Annotated in this window: 22 protein-coding genes; 3 read left to right on the top strand and 19 right to left on the bottom strand. The window is 43.9% G+C overall.

The annotated features are described in order from the left end of the window. Positions 1-5: 5 nt before the first annotated feature. The 9 genes from AFK25_RS13960 to AFK25_RS14000 all read right to left on the bottom strand — a co-directional run bounded on the left by AFK25_RS13960 (position 6) and on the right by AFK25_RS14000 (position 12,985). Positions 6-1,601 (bottom strand): CTP synthase, encoded by a 1,596-nt coding sequence (locus AFK25_RS13960; RefSeq protein ID WP_035064448.1) that lies wholly within the window; start codon positions 1,599-1,601, stop codon positions 6-8. A 156-nt stretch (positions 1,602-1,757) separates the two neighbouring features. Continuing rightward, on the bottom strand, positions 1,758-2,306 hold the full coding sequence (rpoE, locus tag AFK25_RS13965) for a DNA-directed RNA polymerase subunit delta (RefSeq protein WP_033383649.1): 549 nt from the start codon (positions 2,304-2,306) through the stop codon (positions 1,758-1,760). A gap of 122 nt (positions 2,307-2,428) precedes the next feature. Next, complete coding sequence (gene icmF / locus AFK25_RS13970; RefSeq protein WP_035064447.1) at positions 2,429-5,683, bottom strand: fused isobutyryl-CoA mutase/GTPase IcmF; 3,255 nt, start codon at positions 5,681-5,683, stop codon at positions 2,429-2,431. Between the two features lie 20 nt (positions 5,684-5,703). Further along, positions 5,704-6,327 (bottom strand): TetR/AcrR family transcriptional regulator, encoded by a 624-nt coding sequence (locus AFK25_RS13975; protein ID WP_021094338.1) that lies wholly within the window; start codon positions 6,325-6,327, stop codon positions 5,704-5,706. 10 nt (positions 6,328-6,337) lie between these two features. After that, entirely contained in the window at positions 6,338-7,477 is a 1,140-nt protein-coding gene (locus AFK25_RS13980; protein WP_035064444.1) for an acyl-CoA dehydrogenase, read from the bottom strand. Further along, positions 7,474-8,625 carry an acyl-CoA dehydrogenase gene (locus AFK25_RS13985; protein WP_035064443.1) on the bottom strand — a complete coding sequence of 384 codons (1,152 nt, stop codon included), beginning with the start codon at positions 8,623-8,625 and terminating at the stop codon, positions 7,474-7,476. Before AFK25_RS13985 ends, AFK25_RS13980 begins: the two co-directional genes overlap by 4 nt. 13 nt (positions 8,626-8,638) lie before the next feature. After that, positions 8,639-9,484, bottom strand: coding sequence for a 3-hydroxybutyryl-CoA dehydrogenase (locus AFK25_RS13990; RefSeq protein ID WP_420806285.1), 846 nt, complete (start codon positions 9,482-9,484; stop codon positions 8,639-8,641). A 14-nt stretch (positions 9,485-9,498) separates the two neighbouring features. After that, complete coding sequence (locus AFK25_RS13995; protein WP_026011873.1) at positions 9,499-10,680, bottom strand: acetyl-CoA C-acetyltransferase; 1,182 nt, start codon at positions 10,678-10,680, stop codon at positions 9,499-9,501. A 166-nt stretch (positions 10,681-10,846) separates the two neighbouring features. Next, positions 10,847-12,985, bottom strand: a complete 2,139-nt coding sequence (locus AFK25_RS14000) for a (Fe-S)-binding protein (RefSeq protein WP_049720916.1) — start codon at positions 12,983-12,985, stop codon at positions 10,847-10,849. An 87-nt stretch (positions 12,986-13,072) separates the two neighbouring features. On the opposite strand from AFK25_RS14000, the gene cls reads away from it, so the two are divergent. Further along, on the top strand, positions 13,073-14,251 hold the full coding sequence (gene cls / locus AFK25_RS14005) for a cardiolipin synthase (RefSeq protein ID WP_035064434.1): 1,179 nt from the start codon (positions 13,073-13,075) through the stop codon (positions 14,249-14,251). A 32-nt stretch (positions 14,252-14,283) separates the two neighbouring features. Here cls and argS read toward each other — a convergent pair whose 3' ends face one another. The 5 genes from argS to speE all read right to left on the bottom strand — a co-directional run bounded on the left by argS (position 14,284) and on the right by speE (position 18,672). Further along, positions 14,284-15,954, bottom strand: a complete 1,671-nt coding sequence (gene argS, locus AFK25_RS14010) for an arginine--tRNA ligase (RefSeq protein ID WP_035064431.1) — start codon at positions 15,952-15,954, stop codon at positions 14,284-14,286. Further along, positions 15,951-16,388 carry a YwiB family protein gene (locus AFK25_RS14015; protein WP_012576220.1) on the bottom strand — a complete coding sequence of 146 codons (438 nt, stop codon included), beginning with the start codon at positions 16,386-16,388 and terminating at the stop codon, positions 15,951-15,953. The genes argS and AFK25_RS14015 overlap by 4 nt, the downstream gene beginning before the upstream one ends. Before the next feature lie 90 nt (positions 16,389-16,478). Then, the gene (locus AFK25_RS14020; RefSeq protein WP_009360996.1) at positions 16,479-16,847 is read right to left on the bottom strand and encodes a hypothetical protein; all 369 of its coding nucleotides are present in this window, start codon (positions 16,845-16,847) and stop codon (positions 16,479-16,481) included. 112 nt (positions 16,848-16,959) lie between these two features. Beyond that, positions 16,960-17,832, bottom strand: coding sequence for an agmatinase (gene speB, locus AFK25_RS14025; RefSeq protein WP_004893113.1), 873 nt, complete (start codon positions 17,830-17,832; stop codon positions 16,960-16,962). A 12-nt stretch (positions 17,833-17,844) separates the two neighbouring features. Next, complete coding sequence (gene speE, locus AFK25_RS14030) at positions 17,845-18,672, bottom strand: polyamine aminopropyltransferase (RefSeq protein WP_009360997.1); 828 nt, start codon at positions 18,670-18,672, stop codon at positions 17,845-17,847. 175 nt (positions 18,673-18,847) lie between these two features. Here speE and AFK25_RS14035 point away from each other — a divergent pair, with 175 nt between their 5' ends. Further along, positions 18,848-20,899 (top strand): transglycosylase domain-containing protein, encoded by a 2,052-nt coding sequence (locus AFK25_RS14035; protein ID WP_035064428.1) that lies wholly within the window; start codon positions 18,848-18,850, stop codon positions 20,897-20,899. A 138-nt stretch (positions 20,900-21,037) separates the two neighbouring features. Here the strand turns inward: AFK25_RS14035 and AFK25_RS14040 are convergent, their stop codons facing one another. Continuing rightward, positions 21,038-21,544: a YwhD family protein gene (locus AFK25_RS14040; RefSeq protein WP_035064426.1), complete on the bottom strand. Its 507-nt coding sequence runs from the start codon at positions 21,542-21,544 to the stop codon at positions 21,038-21,040. Positions 21,545-21,561: 17 nt separating this feature from the next. Continuing rightward, positions 21,562-22,230 (bottom strand): site-2 protease family protein, encoded by a 669-nt coding sequence (locus tag AFK25_RS14045; RefSeq protein ID WP_009361000.1) that lies wholly within the window; start codon positions 22,228-22,230, stop codon positions 21,562-21,564. Positions 22,231-22,360: 130 nt separating this feature from the next. On the opposite strand from AFK25_RS14045, the gene AFK25_RS14050 reads away from it, so the two are divergent. Next, positions 22,361-22,549, top strand: a complete 189-nt coding sequence (locus AFK25_RS14050; RefSeq protein WP_003397075.1) for a 2-hydroxymuconate tautomerase — start codon at positions 22,361-22,363, stop codon at positions 22,547-22,549. A 10-nt stretch (positions 22,550-22,559) separates the two neighbouring features. Here AFK25_RS14050 and AFK25_RS14055 read toward each other — a convergent pair whose 3' ends face one another. The 3 genes from AFK25_RS14055 to AFK25_RS14065 form a co-directional block, all read right to left on the bottom strand. After that, positions 22,560-23,072, bottom strand: a complete 513-nt coding sequence (locus AFK25_RS14055) for a YwgA family protein (protein ID WP_009361001.1) — start codon at positions 23,070-23,072, stop codon at positions 22,560-22,562. 12 nt (positions 23,073-23,084) lie between these two features. Beyond that, positions 23,085-24,407: an HD domain-containing protein gene (locus tag AFK25_RS14060; RefSeq protein ID WP_019416442.1), complete on the bottom strand. Its 1,323-nt coding sequence runs from the start codon at positions 24,405-24,407 to the stop codon at positions 23,085-23,087. Between the two features lie 124 nt (positions 24,408-24,531). Beyond that, the gene (locus AFK25_RS14065; RefSeq protein ID WP_003397078.1) at positions 24,532-24,756 is read right to left on the bottom strand and encodes a YuzB family protein; all 225 of its coding nucleotides are present in this window, start codon (positions 24,754-24,756) and stop codon (positions 24,532-24,534) included. Positions 24,757-24,816 lie beyond the last annotated feature (60 nt).

Here is a 24,816-nt window from a genome sequence, read left to right on the forward strand (position 1 = left end):
CTCTATTATTTTTCTAGCGATGCGCGAATAAATTCGCGGAACAGTGGCTGTGGACGCGTCGGACGAGATGTAAACTCCGGATGAAACTGCGCCGCAACAAACCACGGATGATCTTTCAATTCGATAATTTCTACAAGACGGCCATCTGGGCTTGTCCCTGAAAAAACAAAACCGTTTTCTTCCATCATCGTACGATATTCATTGTTAAATTCATAACGATGGCGATGACGCTCATAAATGACTTCATCTTGATATGCTTCGTACGCTTTCGTTCCTTCAACGAGCTTGCACGGATATAAACCGAGACGAAGCGTTCCGCCTAAATCTTCGATATCTTTTTGCTCTGGCAATAAGTCGATAATCGGATGTGGCGTGTTTGGATCGATTTCTGCCGAATGGGCATCTTTTAACCCGACGACATGACGAGCAAACTCCACAGATGCTAATTGCATACCTAGACAAATACCGAGGAATGGGATGCGTTGCTCACGCGCATAGCGAATGGCCTCAATTTTTCCTTCGATTCCACGATCGCCAAATCCGCCCGGAACGAGAATACCGTTTACTCCTTGAAGCAGCTGCGCCACATTGTCGCGATCGACATGCTCAGAGTTAATCCAACGAATGTCTATATCTGCATCAAACGCATATCCTGCATGACGTAACGCTTCTACAACAGAAATGTACGCATCTTGAAGCTCAACGTATTTTCCGACGAGCGCAATCGTTGTTTTATTTGATAAATTGCGCACTTTTTCAACGAGTGCGATCCATTCTGTCATATCCGCTTCTTTGCAGTTTAGTTTTAAATGCTCACAAACAATTTGGTCTAACTTTTGTTCTTGAAGCATGAGCGGTACAGCGTATAACGTATCGGCATCGCGCGCTTCAATGACCGCTTTCGGATCAATGTCACAGAACAAAGCAATTTTATCTTTCATGTCTTGAGACATTGGCATTTCTGTACGCACGACGATGACGTTTGGCTGAATGCCTAAGCTGCGCAATTCTTTGACGCTATGTTGCGTCGGTTTCGTCTTCATTTCACCTGCTGCTTTAATGTACGGCACGAGCGTACAATGAATGTACATCACGTTGTCGCGACCGACGTCGCTTTTGATTTGACGAATAGCTTCTAAAAACGGAAGAGATTCAATGTCGCCAACTGTTCCACCGATTTCAGTAATGACGACATCGGCATTCGTTTCACGTCCTGCTCTGAATACGCGTTCTTTAATTTCGTTTGTAATGTGCGGAATAACTTGTACCGTTCCGCCTAAATAGTCGCCACGGCGTTCCTTTTTCAATACGGTCGAATAAATTTTTCCTGTTGTCACGTTGCTATATTTGTTTAAGTTAATATCAATAAAGCGCTCATAATGACCTAAATCTAAGTCTGTTTCCGCTCCGTCATCTGTGACAAACACTTCTCCGTGTTGATACGGACTCATCGTGCCTGGGTCAACGTTAATGTACGGATCAAATTTTTGAATCGTTACTTTCAAGCCACGATTTTTTAATAATCGACCGAGTGAAGCAGCCGTAATTCCTTTCCCAAGCGATGAAACGACGCCACCTGTTACAAAAATATATTTCGTCATTAAACCTTCCCCCTCAACTCATTTGGAATAGTTACAGTGTGTGCGAATTCGGGGAAAAATAAAAACGCTCCGCTTACAAATATGTAAGGGAGCGAACGTATCTCTATGAAAAGAGCCCAAACAGAATTCTACATATATCGATGTAAAAAGTCAAGGTTATAATTCCTCATCTTCTTCTAACTCTAATTCTTCATCGACGACGTCTAGCTCTTCATCAAGCGGGGCGTCATCTAAACTTAGTTCTTCATCTAATAAATCATCGATTACTTCTTCATCTTCATCTAATACAAAGTCATCGTCTAACAGCTCTTCATCGTCTAATAATTCTTCATCTAAATCGTCATATACTAATTCGTCTTCATCGATCATGTCATCAAAGTCATCAAAGTCATCCGCGACTTTTTTCTTCTTCTTCACGCGCTCCACAGGTACCGCTTCATCTTCTGTTTGGTCGTATGGGTACCATGCGCGCAAGCCCCAAGCTGTTTCCCCGATACAAATAAACCGTCCATCGACGTTTAAATCTGTATAAAACTGCGCCAATCGCGCGCTCACTTCGCTTTCAGATAATCCTTTAATCGCGACTAGCTGTTCGACCATCTCTTGAAAAGACACCGTTTGCTTTTTCTCACACAATAGCAAATACGCAAGTTCGACGAAAGACATCTCTCGCAATTGTTCTTGAGAGTATTGCTCCAAACTCACTTTCCGCACTCCCTTTCTCCAACGTATGAAAACAACAAAAATCCATACCATTCATTATAAACAAATTCATTTACTTTATGCTAGAGCGTTGCCCAAAAAAAATGTCGGGACATCCCCCGACATTACATATTGCGGCGATATTGTCCACCGACTTCATACAACGCCTTTGTAATTTGTCCTAAGCTAGCGACTTTGACTGTCTCCATCAGCTCAGCAAAAATGTTTCCGCCGCTTACCGCGACATGTTTTAACCGCGCAAGCGCTTCTTCCACTTCGTCTTTATGTTCTTCATGGAATTTGCGTAAGTTTTCGAGTTGAAGTTGTTTTTCTTCATATGATGCGCGCGCGAGCTGTAAGCTTTCGATTTCTTCTTCGACTGCTGCATTCGGGTTTAAATATGTGTTTACGCCAATGATCGGCATTTCCCCGCTATGTTTTTTCATTTCGTAATACATCGATTCATCTTGAATTTTGCCGCGCTGATATTGCATTTCCATCGCACCAAGCACACCGCCACGCTCATCGAGACGCTCAAACTCTTTCAACACCGCTTCTTCAACTAAATCTGTTAATTCTTCGATAATGAATGAACCTTGTAGCGGGTTTTCGTTTTTCGTTAACCCATGTTCTTTTGTAATGATGAGCTGAATCGCCATCGCACGACGAACAGACTCTTCAGTCGGCGTGGTGATCGCCTCGTCGTAAGCGTTCGTATGAAGCGAGTTGCAATTATCATGAAGCGCCATGAGCGCCTGTAATGTTGTACGAATGTCATTAAAATCAATTTCTTGGGCGTGAAGGGAACGTCCTGATGTTTGTACGTGATATTTCAACTTTTGGCTTCGTTCGTTCGCCCCATATTTCTCCCGCATCGCAACCGCCCAAATGCGCCGTGCTACCCGACCGATCACTGTATATTCTGGATCAAGACCGTTGCTGAAGAAAAACGATAAGTTTGGTGCAAAGTCATCAATATGCATGCCTCGGCTTAAATAGTATTCGACGTACGTAAAGCCGTTCGCCAGCGTAAATGCCAATTGTGTAATCGGGTTCGCTCCAGCTTCCGCAATATGATAGCCTGAGATGGAAACAGAATAATAGTTACGCACACGGTTGTCGATAAAATATTGTTGAATATCCCCCATCATACGTAAAGCAAACTCCGTTGAGAAAATGCACGTATTTTGCCCTTGGTCTTCTTTTAAAATATCCGCTTGGACCGTTCCACGCACCGTTTGCAACGTCTGCGCTTTCACTTGTTCGTATTCTTCTTGCGTCAGTTTTCGACCAAGCTCTGCTTCTTTCTTTTCGACTTGTTGATCGATCGCTGTATTCATAAACATCGCTAAAATGATCGGTGCAGGGCCGTTAATCGTCATCGATACAGATGTGAGCGGATCGCACAAATCAAAACCTTTGTATAGCTTTTTCATATCATCTAACGTACAAACACTTACACCGCTCTCGCCAATTTTTCCGAAAATGTCTGGACGTTCATTCGGATCTTCTCCATATAACGTCACGGAGTCGAATGCCGTACTTAACCGTTTCGCTGGGTCGTCTTTGCATAAGTAATGGAAGCGGCGATTCGTCCGCTCCGGCGTACCTTCTCCTGCAAATTGTCGCTTCGGATCTTCCTCTTGCCGTTTAAACGGGAAAACACCAGCCGTAAATGGAAAAGCCCCCGGAACGTTTTCTTTATAAAGCCAGCGTAAAATTTCCCCATAATCTTTAAACTTCGGCAACGCTACTTTCGGAATGCTTAAACCTGCTAAACTTTTCGTCTTTAACGGTGTGACAATTTCTTTATCGCGCACTTTTGTGACAAACTGTTCTGCGCTATATTTCTTTTTCACATCTTCCCATGAAGCTAATAACTTTCTTGACTCTGGTGTTAATTTTTCTTCATATGTTCGCTTAGCCTCTTGCAAAGCTGCCAACGCTTGTTCATCATGGCGTTCGTTCATCGTTTCAATGGCACCTTCAAGCTGAAATACGCGGCGAGCGATGTCACATTGCTCATTGACGCGTTGATGATATTGTCGAATCGTATCAGCAATTTCGCGCAAATAATGGCGCCGTTCGTTCGGAATGATCACATTTTGTTTTTCGACATGATCTACTTTTTGCAACGTCGTCGTCCAATTTGTTCCCATTCGTTCGTTAATTAAATCGATTAATGCGACAAAGAGCGTATTTGTTCCTGGGTCGTTAAATTGGCTTGCGATCGTGCCGAATACAGGCATTTCGCTCACATCGCGATCAAACAATTGATGGCTTCGTTGATATTGTTTTTGCACTTGGCGTTTCGCATCTTCTGAACCTTTGCGTTCAAATTTATTAATGACGATCAAATCGGCATAGTCGATCATATCGATTTTCTCAAGCTGCGATGGGGCGCCGAACTCGCTCGTCATCACATACATCGCAATATCACAAATATCTTTAATCGCTGCATCGCCTTGACCGATGCCGCTCGTTTCTACGATCACTAAATCAAAACCTGCCGCTTTGACGACTTCAATGGCATCTTGAATCGCAAGCGACAATTCTGAACGCGAACTGCGCGTCGCTAAACTGCGCATGTAGACGCGCGGCGAAGAAATGGCATTCATGCGAATACGGTCACCAAGCAATGCTCCGCCCGTTTTTTGTTTTGTCGGATCCACCGATAAAATCGCCACTTTTTTCTCAGGAATTTCATTTAAAAAGCGACGGACGAGCTCATCTGTGAGCGAGCTTTTGCCGGCTCCACCTGTTCCGGTAATCCCGATGACGGGAATGCGCTTGGCCATCGCTTTGACCCGTTGTAAAACTGTTTCTGCTGTCGCAGCTACTTCGCTATGGGCATTCACACGGTTTTCACACACAGTAATTAATCGCGCCACCGCTTGAACGTCTCCGTTTGCCAATCGTTCGACTTCATCTGTTATTTCTCTGACCGTTGGGAAATCGCATTCTTCCATCATGATGTTAATCATTCCTTGCAACCCGTAACGCCGCCCGTCTTCTGGTGAAAAAATACGAGCAATACCATACGCTTGCAATTCTTTTATTTCCCTTGGAATAATTACGCCGCCACCGCCACCGTAAATACGAATATGCGAAGCGCCTCGCTGTTGCAATAAATCATACATATATTTAAAAAATTCCATATGTCCGCCTTGATACGAAGATACAGCGATTCCTTGTACGTCTTCTTGAATCGCAGCGTTCACAATTTCTTCTACTGAGCGATTATGGCCTAGATGAATGACCTCCGCTCCACTCGCTTGTAAAATGCGGCGCATAATGTTAATGGCCGCATCGTGTCCATCAAACAAACTCGATGCCGTCACAAAGCGAACGTGATGTTTTGGACGATAAATGTGCGCCATCTTTCTCCCATCCCCTTTCGCTACCGCTTCATAATGCCTTCAAGCAATAGCTTTGTTTGCCATTCAATATATTCATCGAGCGTATACATTTTTTTCAACGCCCAACGACGGAACCCCCACATTTGACCGAGAACGAAAATGTTATGTGCAAATAATTGAATTTCTTGTTCTGTAAGAGAAAATACCCCGTTATCGACACAGCGTCGCAAAATATGTTCAAACATCGCCACCATTTGCAATTCTTTATTTAAGACGTACGGGAGCGATTCTTTGCCGAGCGACTTCGCTTCTTGATACATGACGAGCACTTCGTCTTGCAGCTCGTCAACAACGCGAAAATAGTAATCAATCGCTAATTTTAACCCGTCTAAATCCCCTTTTGTCGTATCGATTGCTTGCTCCATGCGATCGCGTACTTCATCGTAAATACGGTCGCATACTAAATAAAGAACGTCTTCCTTTTTGCGAATGTATTCGTATAACGTTCCGATGCTAAAGCCAGAAGCGCGGGCAATTTCGCGCGTCGTCGTTTGATGAAACCCTTTTTGTTTGAATAGCGAAATCGCCCCTTTAATCATTTGATTGCGCCTTTTTTTCACAAGCCGTTCGTCTTTCACAGACGCGGGCACTTCACGCTTCCTCATTACATCACTCCTATTTCGTTAACATTCTTGAAATAACGATGCGCTGAATTTCTTGCGTGCCTTCATAAATTTGCGTAATTTTTGCATCGCGCATAAAGCGTTCTACTGGATAATCTTTCGTATAGCCGTAACCGCCGAAAATTTGTACCGCTTCAACGGTGACTTTCATCGCTGTATCCCCTGCAAACAATTTTGCCATCGCGGATTCTTTTCCGTACGGTAAGCCGTTTGATTCGAGCCATGCTGCTTGATATGTTAATAAACGTGCCGCTTCGATGGCCGTTGCCATATCCGCTAGTTTAAAAGCAATGCCTTGTTGTTCAGCAATTGGCTTGCCGAATTGAACGCGCCCTTTTGCATATTCAACCGCTGCATCTAACGCCCCTTGCGCGATGCCAACTGCCTGCGCCGCAATGCCATTTCGTCCGCCATCGAGCGTCATCATCGCAATTTTAAATCCGTCCCCTTCTTCCCCAAGTAAATTTTCTTTCGGAATGCGGCAATCTTCAAAAATAAGCTCCGTTGTCGGTGATGAACGAATGCCGAGCTTTTTCTCCTTTTTCCCGATCGAAAACCCAGGCGTTCCTTTTTCAACAATAAATGCGCTAATGCCGCGATGCTTTTTCTCTGGATCAGTGACCGCAAACACGACATAAATGTCCGCTTCTCCGCCGTTTGTAATCCATACTTTTGAGCCGTTTAGTACGTAATGGTCGCCATCGCGAACAGCACGTGTTTTCATTGCTGAAACGTCAGAACCTGCCCCTGGTTCAGACAAACCGTATGCTCCAAGCTTTTCACCTGTCGCTAATGCCCGTAAATACGTTTGTTTTTGTTGTTCTGTCCCAAATTTATAAATCGGCCAGCTCGCTAAAGAAATATGAGCGGATAACGTTACTCCTGTCGAGGCACACACTTTGGAAAGCTCCTCAACAGCGATCACATATGCTAAATAGTCGCTGCCGATGCCACCGTATTGTTCTGGCCACGGAATACCCGTTAAACCGAGCTCCGCCATTTTGTTGAAAATGCTGCGATCAAATCGTTCTTCTTCATCGCGTTCCGCCGCTGTCGGTGCCACTTCATTTTTCGCGAAGTCGCGCACCATTTTTCGTATCATTTCATTTTCTTCACTTAGTTGAAAATTCATTTTCCCATCCCCTTTAACAAATGTTTACTAATAACGAGCCGTTGAATTTCGCTCGTCCCTTCGTAAATTTCACATACTTTCGCATCGCGGAATAACCGCTCAACTGGGTAATCTTCTGTGTAGCCGTTCCCCCCAAAAATTTGTACCGCTTCAATGGCGTTTTCCATCGCTGTTTTTGATGCAAACAGCTTCGCCATCGATGCTTCTTTTCCACAAGGCATGCCGTTTGAGCGTAAAAAAGCAGCATGATAAACGAGCAATTTGGCCGCTTCGACGTTCGTTGCCATATCTGCTAGTTTAAAAGCGATGCCTTGTTGCTCGGCAATCGGCTTGCCGAACTGAATGCGTTCTTTCGCATAGCTCGTCGCATGTTCAAGCGCTGCTTCGGCAATGCCGAGCGATTGCGCCGCAATTCCAATGCGACCACTATCTAAATTAGCCATCGCAATTTTAAATCCGTCCCCTTCTTGACCGAGCAAGTTTTCTGCTGGCACACGCATATCTTCAAACGACAATTGTACCGTGCGCGATCCGTGAAGCCCCATTTTTTTCTCGTCTTTCCCGATGACAAGCCCAGGCGTCTGTTTTTCAACAATAAATGCGCTAACCCCTTTGCTTCCCTTTTCTTCTAGATTTGTGCGGGCAAACACGATGTACGTATCCGCTTCTCCACCGTTTGTAATAAATACTTTTGAGCCGTTTAATACGTAATGATCACCATCGCGAACAGCCGTCGTTTTTAAGCTTGCCGCGTCCGATCCCGATCCTGGCTCTGTTAAACAAAACGCCCCTAAATATTCTCCACGCGCGAGCTTCGGCACATATTTTTGCTTTTGCTCTTCCGTTCCGAAATATAAAATCGGATTTGTGCCAACAGACGTATGGACAGATAAAATAACCCCAACCGTTGCACTCACTTTTGAAATTTCATGAATGGCGATAATGTATGACGTAAAATCCATTCCTGCCCCGCCATATTGTTCAGGGACGGTAATCCCCATGAGACCAAGCTCTGCCATTTTTTCAAGGATGGGGTGCGGAAACTCTCCGCGCTCCATGCGCTCGACAAACGGAGCGATTTCATTTGCCGCAAACTCGCGCACCATTTGACGCATCATTTGTTGTTCTTCTGTAAAATGTAAATTCATGATGCCAACCCCTTTATTCGTACGTGTAAAATCCTCGTCCCGTTTTTCTTCCGAGCCAGCCTGCTTTCACATATTTACGTAAAAGCGGACACGGACGGTATTTGTCATCCCCAAGTCCATCATGAAGCACTTCCATAATGTATAAGCACGTATCTAATCCGATGAAATCGGCTAAGGTGAGCGGTCCCATCGGATGATTCATCCCGAGCTTCATCACTTCATCAATCGCTTCTTTTGTCGCAACCCCTTCATATAAACAATAAATCGCCTCGTTAATCATCGGCATTAACACACGATTGGAAACAAATCCTGGAAAGTCGTTTACTTCAACCGGTACTTTTCCTAACGTTTTTGTCATTTGTTCGATCGCTTCATACACTTCATCAGCTGTTGCGAGACCGCGAATAATTTCCACGAGTTTCATGACCGGTACCGGATTCATAAAATGCATGCCAATCACTTTTTCTGGTCGTTTCGTTGCTGCGGCAATTTCTGTGATCGGTAATGAGGACGTATTTGTTGCTAAAATGGCATGCGGAGGTGTGATTTCATCTAGTTGTGCAAATAACGCTGTTTTCACATCCATATTTTCAACGACCGCTTCGATCACGATATCAACATCGCTTCCATCGCGCACATTTGTCGAGGGGCGAATACGGCCCATCGTTTCATCGCGCTGTTGTTCGCTTAACGATCCTTTTTCAACAAATTTGTTTATGCTTTTTTTAATATTGTTAAGCCCCCACCGGACGCGCTCTTCGTTCACGTCGTTTAAAATGACATCATATCCTGCCGTTGCGCACACTTGGGCAATACCTGAGCCCATTTGCCCAGCGCCAACAACCATCACTTTTTTCATCTTCCCATCCCCCATTAATGAACTTCAATCATGATTGCGTCGCCTTGACCGCCGCCGCTACAAATGGCTGCAATACCCGTGCCGCCACCACGGCGTTTTAATTCATGAATTAACGTAATAATAATGCGCGCACCGCTTGCACCGATCGGATGCCCGAGCGCAATGGCGCCACCGTTGACGTTCACTTTTTCTTCTGGCAAATCAGCAATTTTCATGCTTGCTAAAGCGACGGCTGCAAACGCTTCGTTAATTTCGAATAAATCAATGTCATGTACGGTTTTTCCTGTTTTGCGCAACAATTCATTGATGACGATGCCTGGTGTTTTCGGAAAATCTTTCGCTTCTACCGCAATGGCCGCATGAGCAACAATCGTCGCAAGCGGAGTAAGCCCTTCTTTTTGCGCGCGCTCTTCGCTCATTAATACAAGCGCGCAAGCTCCGTCATTTACGCCTGGCGCATTTCCTGCCGTAATCGTGCCTGTTGGATCAAACACGGGCGCCAGTTTTGCTAATTTTTCAAGCGATGTATCTTTTCGTGGTGATTCATCAATCGCTACCGTGATCGGCTCTCCTTTTCGTTGCGGAATGGCAACAGGGACGATTTCTTCTGCTAGCTTTCCACTTTCGATCGCCGCAATCGCTAATTGATGGCTACGATACGCCCAACGGTCTTGCTCCTCACGCGTAATACTTAATTCTTTCGCTGTTTCACTTCCATAAATGCCCATATGCACACCTGTGAAGCTGCATGTTAATCCGTCATACACCATTAAATCTTTTACTGTCGAATCGCCCATGCGCAACCCCCAACGCGCTTTCGGCAACATATACGGGGCATTGCTCATCGACTCCATTCCACCTGCCACGATGACGTCCGCATCCCCTGCGCGAATGATTTGATCGCCAAGCGTGACGCTGCGCATACCAGAGGCGCATACTTTATTGATTGTTTCTGTTTTCGTCTCCCATGGAATGCCTGCTTCTCTAGCCGCTTGCCGCGATGGAAGTTGCCCTTGTCCACCTTGCAATACGGTGCCAAATACGACTTCATCGACATGTTCTGCATTCACATGTGCGCGCACTAACGCTTCTTTGATCGCAATGCCTCCAAGTTGTGCTGCGCTCAATGCGCTTAAACTTCCTCCAAATTTCCCAAATGGCGTACGTACCCCGCTAACAATGACCGTTTTCCCCATGTTTCTCCCCCTTTTCGTCATAAGAAAGCCCTTTCAAAAATATTGAGCGAACGCTCGTTCAACAATGGACGGGCAAAGAAGGCGCACGAGAATCGTACACCTTCCTATTGCTTTCATTATACTGAAAATATCTTAAAAATAAAACTATTTATTTTTTTTAGAATTTTTAATGAACAGAGCCAAATACCGCTTTTTCCAACAGCTCCGCCACATCGTACGTGCCGACTTTTTCTTCTACTTCTTTCGCTTTCGTTCCATCTGATAACATCGTTAAACAGTACGGACAGCCAGAGCTGATGACTGTCGGATTCACTTCTAGCGCCTGTTCTGTGCGCGCTACGTTAATGCGCGTGCCCGTCGTTTCTTCCATCCACATTAATCCGCCGCCAGCCCCGCAACACATGCCTGTCTCACGATGACGTGCCATCTCCACGAGCTTCACACCCGGAATCGCTTTCAAAATTTGACGCGGTGCATCGTATACGTCGTTATATCTACCTAAATAACATGAATCGTGGAACGTCACGACTTCGTTGACTTCATATTTCGGAACGAGGCGCCCTTCTTCTACAAGCTTTGCTAGTAACTCTGTATGGTGATATACTTCCGCTTCAAATCCGAAATCTGGATATTCATTTTTAAATGTGTTGTACGCATGTGGATCGATCGTCACAATTTTTTTCACGCCTGCTTTTTCAAATTCAGCAATGTTTGCTGTTGCTAGTTCTTGGAATAAAAATTCGTTTCCTAAACGACGTGGAGTATCGCCAGAGTTTTTCTCCTTGTTTCCTAAAATCGCAAATTTTACCCCTGCCTCATTTAATAGGCGCGCAAAAGCTAACGCAATTTTTTGGCTTCGATTATCAAACGATCCCATCGAACCAACCCAGAATAAATATTCAAATTCTTCGCCTGCTTTTTGCATCTCTTTCACTGTCGGAATGCGTACATCTTCACGCAACTCGCGCCAGTTTTCTTTCTCTTTTCGGTTCAATCCCCACGGATTGCCTTGACGTTCAATATTTGTCATCGCCCGTTGTGCATCCGCATTTAATTTTCCTTCTGTTAATACGAGATAACGACGTAAGTCAATAATTTTATCGACATGTTCGTTCATAACTGGACATTGGTCTTCACAGTTGCGGCACGTCGTACATGCCCAAATTTCTTCCTCTGTAATGACATCGCCAATTAAGTTTGGCATTTCGATCGTTGCTGCTTGTTCTTGCATTCCTTGCGCCATAAAAGCAAGCTGGTTTCCTTTTGTATTCGCAAACGCAAACGTCGGTACCCAAGGCGCCTTCGATGTAATGGCTGCCCCTTTTTCTGTTAAATGGTCGCGCAATTTTAAAATGAGGTCCATCGGTGATAGCATTTTCCCTGTCCCCGTTGCTGGACACATGTTTGTACAGCGTCCACACTCCACACAGGCATATAAATCGATGAGTTGTGTTTGCTTAAAGTCTTCGATTTTCCCAACACCAAACGATTCTTGTGTTTCATCTTCAAAATTGATTTTCTCAAGCTTCGGTCTCGTTAATCGACTGAAAAAGACGTTCACTGGTCCAGCGATTAAATGCGCATGTTTGGATTGTGGCACGTACACTAAAAACGTTAATAAAATAAGCAAGTGCACCCACCAAGCGACAAAAAACAATACAGCTGCTCCTGTTTCTCCTACCCAACTAAACGCAAGTGCAATCGCAGAAGCGACAGGTTCGCTCCATGATGTTCCTTCGTTATGCCAAATGCGTCCCATACCGTTACCGAACAGCACGGAAAGCATGAGTCCACCGATAAAAATAAGGACAAGCCCTGCTTTAAAATCTCGTTTTAAACGAACAAGCTTTTCGATGTAACGGCGATAAAACGCCCATAAAACAGCCACTAAAATAAGTAATGTTACAATTTCTTGAAAAAACGTAAACGCTGGATATAGTGGTCCGAGCGGTAAGTGCGCCCCTGGGACAAGCCCTTTAATGATGAAATCAATGGCACCAAACTGTACGAGAATAAAGCCGTAAAAGAACATAACGTGGATAATGCCGCTTTTTTTGTCTTTTAACAGCTTTTTTTGTCCAAAGACGTTCACCCATATGTTTTGCAGACGCTCTTTTACTTTTCCATCAAACTCTACTTTTTTCCCTAATTGAATATAAGCGATGCGCGTTTTCACGAGATACACGAATAAATGAACGGCGTACGCTGTCACAAGTAAAAAAGCGATCCAGTTCAACCAAAGCACAATACCCTTCCCCCTTTGTTGTAAAAATAAAATAAATTTTCTGAACAAACTTACTTTCATTATATAATGAATGAGCATTCAGTCAATATTTTTTCTCATTTTTTATTTTCTTTTTGGGGAAACTACGACAACGAAAGGAGTGAAGACATGCGCTGGCTCGTCATTGTTATCATTTTATTGTTTCTTCTTTTACTTGATTATAAATGGGGAGACAAAGTTGCAAAAAATGCCGCACGGAAAAAAATCGGCGTCGAACGACAAAGCGATATCACGCTATTTACGACGGGTGAAACGCTGTTCGATGATTACTTTGCAGAGTTAGAACGAGCAAAACATCATATTCACATTTTATTTTATATCGTACGCAATGATGAAATGGGACAACGCTTTTTTTCTTTACTTGAACAAAAGGTAAATGAAGGGGTAGAAGTGCGTCTGCTCGTCGATTGGGTCGGAAGTTTTGGACTACCGTCTTCCCTTCGACAAAAAGGCGGGCAATTCGCCTTTGCGAACCGTCCGACATTGCCGTTTTTTTTCTATAAGCTAAACGAGCGAAATCATCGCAAAATTACTGTCATTGACGGAAAAATCGGCTATTTAGGCGGGTTTAACGTCGGAAAAGAATATATCGGTCAAGATCCGAAGTTTGGCCATTGGCGCGACTATCATTTAAAAATAACGGGGGAAGGGGTGGCTGATTTACAACGGCAGTTCGCAGAAGATTGGAAAGAAGCAACGGGGCAATCGTTTGGAGATGATGAACGATATTTCCCATCTCTTCAAAAAGGAGCGGTGAAACATCGATTTCTTCCGACAAACGGGGCGTATTTGGAAGAGGAGTTTATTGAGCTCATCAAGCACGCCAAACGGGAGATCGTCATCGGTACTCCGTATTTTATCCCGAGTAAAAAAATGATGAATGCTCTTTTGGAAGCGATGAAGCGTGGGGTGCAACTAACGGTTATCGCACCGATCCAAGCGGATCATCCGTTTGTGAAAGAAGCTTCATTCCCTTATTTTCGTCAGCTTCTTCATGCAGGCGCTCATATTTATCAGTTTTATAACGGGTTTTACCATGCAAAAGTGATCGTCATTGATGATGACATATGTGATATCGGCACCGCAAATTTCGATCGCCGCAGTTTGTTTATCAATTACGAGATGAATTGTTATATATATGACAAACCGTTTATTCAACATGTGAAACAAACGATCGCTCGCGATATCGACACATCTACATTGTTGACAGCGGAATATTTCCGTAAGCAATCGTGGCTTCATCGCTTCAAAGAAGCCGTTGCAACGATGTTGTCTCCATTACTATAAAAAGCCCTTCTCGACCGAGAAGGGCTTTCGTATTACATTTTTTCTGGCGCATGTACTCCAACGAGCGCTAAAGCATTTTTTAATGTAATTTGCACCGCTTTCATGAGCGCTAGGCGGGCACGGCTTTTTTCAACGTTCGCTGCATCAAGCACTTTTTCCGCATTGTAAAAACTATGAAGTGCCGATGCGAGATCAAAAATGTAGTTCGTCATGCGATGTGGTGAACGTTTCACAGCTGCCTCTGCCACAGCGGAAGGAAACTCCCCTAGCTTTTTCAATAAGTCAATTTCTTTTTCCGCTAATTCGTATGTGAATGACAAATCACCGTCATAACGCCATCCTTGCTCCTCGCCTTGACGAAGCATGCTGCATACGCGTGCATGGGCATATTGCGCATAATACACAGGGTTTTCGTTCGATTGCGATACGGCTAAATCCATATCGAAATCTAAATGCGTATCCGATGAGCGCATCGCGAAGAAATAGCGCGTTGCGTCTAATCCGACTTCTTCCATTAAGTCACGCAACGTCACCGCCTTTCCTGTCCGCTTGCTCATGCGCACTTTTTCACCGTTTTGATATAAACTGACGAGCTGAATAATTTCAACTTCTAATACATCCGGATCGTACCCGAGCGCAGCGATCGCCGCCTTCATGCGCGGAATATAACCGTGATGATCCGCTCCCCAAATGTTAATAATTTTTTCAAAGCCGCGCTCAAGTTTATCTTGATGGTATGCGATATCTGGTAATAAATATGTGTACGTTCCATCTTGCTTAATGAGCACGCGGTCTTTGTCGTCGCCGAATGTCGTCGAGCGGAACCATGTCGCGCCATCTTGTTCATAAATATGGCCTTTTTCACGTAACGTTTCAAGCGCTTTATCGATTTTTCCGTTATGATAAAGCGACGTCTCCGAATACCAAACGTCAAATGTGACGCGGAAGTCTGCTAAATCTTTTTTAATTTTATCCATTTCAAACGCTAATCCGTACTCACGGAACAGCTGAAGCCGCTCTTGTTCATCAAGCGCGACAAATTTGTCGCCATGTTCTTCCGCTAGCTTTTTCCCTAATTCAATAATATCTTCACCGAAATATCCATCTTCCGGCATATCTTTCTTGATTCCGAGCGCTTGAAAATAACGTGCTTCTACCGATTTCGCTAAGTTGGCAATTTGATTGCCGGCATCGTTAATGTAATATTCGCGTGTAACATCAAAGCCTGCTTTTTTCAAAATGTTGCATAATGAATCGCCAACCGCTGCTCCACGAGCATGTCCTAAATGTAAACTACCTGTTGGGTTTGCTGAAACAAACTCGACTTGCACTTTTTGACCTTGACCGACGTTTGTTTCACCGTATGCGTCCCCTGCTTGTAAAATGGCGGGAACGAGCTCTGTTAAATAACGATTGTCCATGTAAAAATTAATAAATCCTGGTCCAGCAATGTCTACTTTTTTCACGAACACAGCTTCACCGTTAAAATGACGAACGATGTCTTCCGCAATCATACGTGGCGCCTTTTTCGCCACGCGCGCTAACTGCATGGCGACATTTGTTGAATAATCACCGTGCGCTTTATCTTTCGGTGTCTCTAAAATGATGCTTGGCACGTCTGCTTCTGTCGCGACCCCTGAACGAATGACCGCTTCTTTTATTTCTTCTTTTAACTTTTGTTTCATTTGTTCAACAATATTCATCGCTTTGCCTCCTTAAACGAAATCGTCACCGCATGACGACCAACATGTTTCCCTGATAAGTGAAGTATGTAAGAAAAAAACAACTGCCCTTTTTTCGTTTTCTCGTTATACTGATACAGCACTTGTTCTGTTTTTGTTTTCATTTCCCAGCGCGCCACTGGGCTTTCGTACGTGCCGATCGTTTCCGACTGTTTACGAAACGTATGGCGCATCGAAATGGCACCAGAGCGAAGCACGACAACTTCATCATTGGCGATTTTTACGACGTTTTTAATCGTTTCTCCTTCATGCGTCTCTTCAAACGTCACATACGTCGCATCTCCTTTTAAGTAGTATAAACCATTTGCCTCGATGACAACAATTTCTTTTCGCACACCATCACGAATTTCTGTCACTTGCTTTAGTTGTATCGGTATTCCGTTCACCTTCCCCACACCCTCGCTGTTGTTGTGACTGTAGTTAAGTATAGAAAAAGAGTCGCATACATGCAATAGGCGGCCTCTTTTTAGAGACCGCCTAACGCATTATGCCTGCTTTAAGTTTTTTACTACATTCCATGCAAACGTTAGCACCGCTAACGTAACGAGCGTGCCTCCGAGCGCTGTAAGCGGAATGAACGCTTCGTTTCCAGAGACGACAAACGCTAAGCCGATCATCATCGCCGGTAAGCCGATGTTATGAAGCCAAAAGTGCGCTTTCGCTGTTTTCGTTTCCGCAATATGAGGGAATAAATGATATAAAATACCAGCAAGCGTTAACGCTGTCCAACCGAGTAAATTAATATGAACATGAACAGGCGTAAATGTAAACACGTGTGTCATTGACATATAAAGCCCTAAACAGACACCGATTGCGAAATAAACAGCAGAAATTTTAATTAATCGAATGCCCATTTTTCTCACCTCCTTTCAAACATTCACACTATGTAAGTGTTACTTTCAATGTATGACGTTGGCAATACTTTTATGAAAAAAATCCCTGTCGCGCAGACAGGGATTTTCGTCTTTATTTCACCCAACCGAGAAGCATTTCGCGTACAAGCTTGCTTGCTGTGTTGGCTGTTTGTTCAGAGTGGTCATATACCGGCGCCACTTCGACTAAATCTGCTCCGACAACGCGCACATCGGAACGAGCGATCGCGTGAATCGCAGCTAATAGTTCTTTTGACGTGATGCCGCCAGCATCGACTGTTCCTGTTCCCGGCGCATGCGCTGGATCTAATACGTCAATGTCGATCGTAACATATACCGGACGACCTGCAAGCGTTGGAAGCACTTCTTTTAACGGTTCAAGCACGTCAAATTTCGCAATATACATCCCGTTTTGTTTCGCCCACTCAAATTCTTCTTTCATTCCTGAACGAATACCGAAAGAATATACGTTTTTCGGCCCAATGAGTTCCGCAATTTTACGAATTGGCGTAGAATGCGACAACGGCTCGCCTTCATAATGCTCGCGCAAATCCGTATGGGCATCCATATGAATAATCGCTAAATCGGGATACTTTTTATATACCGCCTTCATCACCGGCCAAGACACTAAATGCTCGCCGCCAAGACCGAGCGGAAACTTTCCCGCTTCCAATATGCGATCGACAAACTGTTCAATCATATCTAAACTGCGTTGCGCGTTACCGAACGGTAAAGGAATGTCACCCGCATCAAAATATTTCACTTCATCGAGCTCACGGTCTAAATACGGGCTGTATTCCTCAAGCCCGATCGACACTTCACGAATGCGCGCCGGACCGAAGCGAGAGCCTGGGCGATAGCTAACTGTCCAGTCCATTGGCATCCCATAAATAACCGCTTGGCTTTCTTCAAAATTTGGATGGCTTTTAATAAATACGTTGCCAGAATACGCTTCATCAAATCGCATCGTTTTCTCCCCTTACTTCACTAAGTCTTCAACAAATTTCGGCAATACGAAGCACGCTTTATGAAGCTGTTTTGTATAGTATTTCGTTTCAATGTCGTGGAAGCGCTCTTCGCTTACTTCAAGCGGATCATATTTTTTCGAACCGAGTGTAAACGTCCACATGCCGCTCGGATACGTTGGAATGTTTGCGATATATAGACGTGTAATCGGGAAAATTTCGCGCACATCGCGTTGAACAGTGCGAATTAAATCCGCTTTAAACCACGGATTGTCTGTTTGCGCAACAAAAATGCCGTCTTCTTTTAACGCTTTCGCAATGCCTGCATAAAACCCTTTTGTAAATAGATTGACCGCTGGACCGACTGGCTCTGTCGAGTCAACCATAATGACGTCGTATTCGTTTTCGCTTTGCGCAATGTGCATAAAGCCGTCGTCCACTTTCACTTCAACACGCGGATCGTCTAATTGACCAGCGATTTCTGGCAAGTATTTTTTCGAATACTCGATGACTTTTCCGTCAATTTCAACAAGCGTCGCTTTTTTCACGCTTGGATGCTTTAACACTTCGCGAATGACGCCGCCGTCTCCACCGCCAACGACAAGAACGTTTTCTGGATTCGGATGCGTAAATAGCGGAACGTGCGCAACCATTTCATGATAGACGAACTCATCTTTTTGCGTTGTCATCACCATTCCGTCTAAAATAAGCATGTTCCCGAATTCTTCTGTTTCCACCATATCGAGCTTTTGGAATTCTGTTTGCTCTGTATGTAAAGTGCGTTTAATTCGTGCTGTAATCCCAAAGTTGTCCGTCTGTTTTTCAGTAAACCAAAGTTCCATATTGAACACCCTTTCGTCAATAATGCACCGCTTATCATGCCCAAAAAATAAAATGCTAAACATGAAAAAGTATAGAGCAATCTAGCAAAATTTCAAGTAAAAATTGCTAGAAAACGTTTAAAAAAATAAAAATGTTTTCATACTAATTTTAAACGTAAAAAATGAGGTGATGGCTATGGAGATGATTGCCATCGAACGATGGAAACGAACGTTTAAATATATGCGGCTATTTCTTTGGCTCGCTTTTATTGGCAGCTTATTATGCACGCTTACGATCGCAGGTCTCATTATATTTGCCAAATGGAAAGGCCCTCCTCCTTTAGCCGTTCCGCAATCAACGATTTTTTATGCGGAAGACGGCACAAAAATTGGGGAAAACCATTACGGCGGAAAAAGATATTGGATTCATCTATCCGATATGTCACAACACGCCATTGATGCAACGATTGCGATAGAAGACCGAAAATTTTTCGAGCATTACGGTTTCGACTTTAAGCGAATTGCCGGAGCGATCGTTGCGAATATGAAAGCGATGGGGAAAGTGCAAGGAGCAAGTACGATTACGCAACAATATGCGCGCAATTTATTTTTAAGCTACGAAAAAACGTGGTGGCGCAAAATACAAGAAGCGCTATATACCGTCCAGCTTGAAGCAAACTACGATAAAGAAGACATTTTAGAAGGATATTTAAACACGATTTACTACGGACATGGCGTATATGGAATTGAGGCAGCCGCAAATTTTTATTTCGGAAAATCCGCCCGTGAATTGACGGTGGCGGAAGCGGCGATGCTTGCTGGGATCCCGAAAGGACCGAGCTACTATTCCCCGCTTGTCGATATGGAGCGAGCAAAAAAGCGCCAACGCATCGTTTTGCAAGCGATGGTTGAGGCAAATGTTTTATCAAAAAAAGAAGCTAAACAAGCTGCGAACGAGCCGCTTCATTTCTCAAACGGCGAGCAAATGAAAACAAAAACGATTGCCCCATATTTTCAAGATGCAGTCAAACATATGTTGAAAACGGTGCTTGGACTCGATGAAGAAACGATTGAAATGGGCGGATTGCGCGTATACACGACGCTCGATGTCGAGATGCAGTCGATCGCAGAGGCGAAAATAAAAGAAACGATTCATTCGCAGTCAAACATTCAAGTGGCGCTTGTCGCCATGGAGCCGAAAACAGGCGAAGTGAAAGCACTTGTCGGAGGGCGCGACTATGAAAAAAGCCCGTTTAATCGCGCGACACAGGCAGAACGTCAACCCGGCTCAACATTTAAACCGTTTTTATACTATGTGGCGCTCCAACATGGGTTTACACCATCGACGCTATTGCGGAGCGAGGCGACGACGTTTACGCTAGAAGACGGCTCGACGTATACACCGCGCAACTTTAACAACTACTACGCGAACGATACGATTACGCTTGCCCAAGCGATTGCTCTTTCCGATAACGTCTATGCTGTAAAAACACATTTGTTACTCGGACAAGAAAAGCTTGTTGACATCGCGAAACAACTTGGCATCACAAGCAAACTGAAACAAGTGCCGTCGCTCGCGCTCGGTACAGCGCCCGTTAAAGTCATTGATATGGCGCGCGCCTACAGCATTATCGCCAACGGCGGAAAAAAAGTCGAGCCGATATTTATAAAAAAAGTGACGAATTACGAAGGAAAAGTGCTATACGAACAACGGCGAAGCGATGAACAAATACTCGATCCAGCGCTTGCTTTTGTGACGACGCACTTAATGACCGGCATGTTTGATCCAACGTTAAATGACTATGCTTCTGTGACAGGGCAATCGATCATTCCGCGCCTCACTCGCCCTTATGCTGGCAAATCAGGGACGACGAAAACAGACAGTTGGATGATCGGTTATACGCCGCAGCTCGTCACAACCGTTTGGACAGGATACGACCGCGACAAAACGATTGATCGCACCGATGAAAAACAATATGCGAAACATATTTGGGTCAATTTCATGGAAGATAGTTTACGTGGAAGAAAGGTCGCGACGTTCGAACCGCCGGAAGGGGTCATTGGTGTATATGTCGATCCTCATAGCGGGGAGCTTGCGACAACCGCTTGTCCGATAAAACGGTTAAGCTATTATGTCGTCGGCACCGAGCCAACCGACTACTGCAAAGACCATCCAGCTGAAAAGAAAAAGAAGAAGAAACAAAAAGAAAAAGATTCGTGGTTTAAACGACTGTTCGATTGGTTTTAAACATAAACGCCCAAGCTCATATGCTTGGGCGTTTATGTGTCCTAGTTTTATCATGTGTTACATTTGTACCTTTAGTTTACTCCTTTTCCCACTCAACGACAAGTATAGACCTATTTTCGTTCACAAAACCGTCACATTTTATCCATGATTTTGAAGCTGTCGTTTTAACTCCTCGCTCGAACGGTCCCACATGTCGCGGTTATGCTTTTGTAAAAATGAAGCTAATACTTCTTTTGACCGCTCATCCATATGGTCAACAATAATATGGCGCTTTAACGATTTGTCCATGCGATTGACGTGCTCAGGAAGCGATTTATACCCGCGGCGCGCTTCGCGATCAACCGTCATTTCGCATGCTGTCACCCCCGCATAATACGCCCCTTCTTCCGCCTGATCGACCGTTACCCATACGAGCCAATATGGCTTGCCGTTTGGCACTTCATCGCGATTCGGAGTAAATTTAATTCCCTTTTCGACGACACTGCGCGCATGCATCGCTCCCATATCAATGAACGCCTCGCCAGCTTCGACATCGATAATGACCGGCGAAACGTTTGCGAGACTGAGTACCCCTGTGCCGAACGTTCCGTGCACTTTCGGCTCTTTTTTAATAATATTAAACATCGGCTTTTTTTTCTCTTCCACAATCGTTCATCCTTTCATCATAAAATAAGCGTTGAAAATATACTTTGTAGCCATTGGGCAACAGCTGGAATGGCGACATGAAAAATCGGCTGAATCGTATATCGATCTAACGGCGTAAAAATAAGAATTAAAAAGATGAGCGCCCCGTAATTTTCAAATTGCGTCATTTTCGCACGCACATGCATCGGCGCCAAGTCTTCGACGATGCGATATCCATCAAGCGGTGGAAACGGCAATAAGTTAAAAACAAACAATAAAATATTCAGTCCGATATAAATTTCAAAAAACTGATACAATCCGTCACGAAACCATACCGGAATAAAATCAAATACACCGATGCGAATCATCGCATACCATAAAGCGAAGCCGATAGCCGCAAGCAACAAATTGCTGAGCGGACCGGCAACAGAAACGAGAATGCCCGCTAGACGCGGATGACGAAAATAACCGCGATTCACAGGTACCGGACGCGCCCAACCAAATCCGGCAATGAAAATAAGCAACGTTCCTAATATGTCTAAATGAGCAAGCGGCGACAACGTTAGTCTTCCTTGTTGTTTCGCCGTCGGGTCACCAAATTTATACGCCACGTATGCGTGCGCAAACTCATGAACAGAAAATGCAATCGCAAGCGCCAACACGACATACGGTATTTCTCGAATTGGATATGCTAAAAATTGGTCCACGTTCCTTCTCCTTTTCAAACTTTTTTCATTTTTTCATTATTATACACGAAAAACAGGCGGAAGCACTACTGACAACGGTCGATGCGTGATATAATAACGATTGTGAATAAAGGAGAAAGGGGCGATCACGATGCCATATGTAACAGTAAAAATGCTTGAAGGTCGCACAGAAGAACAAAAACGAGCACTCGTCGAAAAAGTAACAGAAGCCGTTGCGGAAACGACAGGTGCACCGAAAGAAAAAATCGTCGTTTTTATTGAAGAAATGTCTAAAAATCATTACGCCATTGGCGGAAAGCGATTAAGCGACGAAAGCTGACAGGGGGCTGTCAGCTTTTGATGTACGCTTGTGTGCGTAACTGTTCGATGTAACGATACGCTTCTTCCATTTCTTCTTCCGTGTATCGTTGTTTGCTTTTTAATGTAAATACTTTTTCTTTCACTTCATCTTTACTTAAATCTTCAAAATAAAGAATAGTAGAAACAAGCTCTAAAAATCTCGCGCTTTGTTCATTTAAACTGCGCAAACAAACATCTAAATCAGGCATGTCCAAATTGTAATGCGTTAAAAATTGCTTGCCCGCTTCCGTCAACGCATAACGATATTGATAATATCCGCCTTTTTTCTCTCTCATTTCTTGCACAAAACCGACGTTACATAACTCTTCAATGCGCAATGTCAATTCTTCCGAATACGGACCGTAAAAATGAAAATCAAATTTTTCGTAAAAAGGAAAGTTCATTTTTTTCGCAATGTAAATCATTTTTTGCAGCTTTTTTCGTCCAACAATCTCCCCGACTGCCGCTAACGCTTTCAACATTTTCGCATGTTCGAAAAGCAACGTCCCCATCTCCTATTCATATAAAAGTTGTTTTATTTTTTTCTTCACGTTTCGTTTTGTCGATAAGTCATCAAGAAAATCTTGTGGAAAATATAATTTATGATCGGTGCGACGTTTGCCTGAAATCGCATCAACGATCGTCGATTCCCGCGACAATTCGCGTAACTCCCCGCTTGGCATTAACAAATAAATGGGAAGCCTTTCTTCTTCTTCCCCCGGACGATAAAAGTCGTACGGAAGATCGGATGAGGAGTCAACGACTAAATAATAATCCGGATCAATGCCCGCTTTTTTAAACAACGTCGTCAGTTCCATCAACTTTTTCATTTCTTCATTCGTCGGTTGAAATTCGACGTATTTAAATAAATTACGATTCATAAAACGACGGCATAAATCGCTTAAAATCGCATCTCGTTCATCTTGCCATTGTTGAAAATAATATAATGTAACCGCCTCATCTAATTTTAAGTAGTCTTCTAGTTGCACGTGTCCATGAAAAAGAGATTGGAAATGAACAGGAGGTGTTTGAAATGTATAGCCTGTCAAATATAAATGTTTCGCACGATGCAAAATTTTCGTCAAAATCACTTCTGCACTGCGCGTCACGGGATGGAAATACACTTGCCAATACATTTGGTACCGGCTCATAATGTAATCTTCTACTGCGTGCATGCCACTTCGTTTAATGACGACTTGCTCCTCGCGTGGACGCATCACGCGCAAAATGCGTTCCATATCAAAATGCCCATAGCTGACGCCTGTATAATATGCATCGCGCAATAAATAGTCCATGCGATCCGCATCAATTTGGCTTGAAATGAGACTAACAACGAGCTTATTTTCATACGTCTTCGCAATGACTTCTGCAACCTTTTTCGGAAAGTCTAACGATACACGACGAAGCACCGCGTTGACTTCTGTATCGCCTAAAATAATCGCTCGTGTAAATTGTTCATGATCAAGATGAAACACTTTTTCAAACGAATGCGAAAACGGTCCATGTCCTAAATCGTGCAAAAGCGCGGCACATAAACAAAGCAGCCGCTCGTTTTCATCCCAATCCGCACGACCAGCGAACACATCGTCAACGATGCGACGCACGATTTCATATACACCAAGCGAATGGTTAAAACGACTATGTTCCGCACCGTGAAACGTCAAATACGTTGTACCGAGCTGTTTAATGCGACGCAACCGTTGAAATTCTTTTGTACCAATTAAATCCCAAATGACTTTATCACGCACATGCACATACCGGTGCACCGGATCTTTGAACACTTTCTCTTCGCTCAATTTTTCGTTGGGATACAATCCTTCTCCCTCTCTTCCGTTCATAACATAGCTTTATTATAGAGCGTTCTATGAAAAAAACAAAGACTTCCTTCAATGACATATACCAAAATCAAACAAAAAAGGCATTCCTCTCGCATAGAATGCCCCTTGATCGGTAACCGCCACCTTATTTTTTCAACTTCGCAGCAATTTTTTCGATTAACTCGTCTTCCGTCATCGCTGATACAGGTCGATTGTTGACGAACGCAAACACTTTTTTTCGACCTGGACCGCAATAAGACTGGCAGCCAATTTCGATTGTTGCGTTCGGATCTAATTTTTTTAGCCTTGGCAACAACGTTTTTAAATTCGTCGCTTGACAGTCGTCACAGACGCGAAATTCATTTTGCATACCGTCCTCACTCCTTTTCGCTAACGAGTATTCTAACGCGTATGCGCGAACAATGCAAGC

The sequence above is a fragment of the Anoxybacillus gonensis genome, from assembly GCF_001187595.1.
In the GTDB taxonomy this organism is placed as follows: domain Bacteria; phylum Bacillota; class Bacilli; order Bacillales; family Anoxybacillaceae; genus Anoxybacillus; species Anoxybacillus gonensis.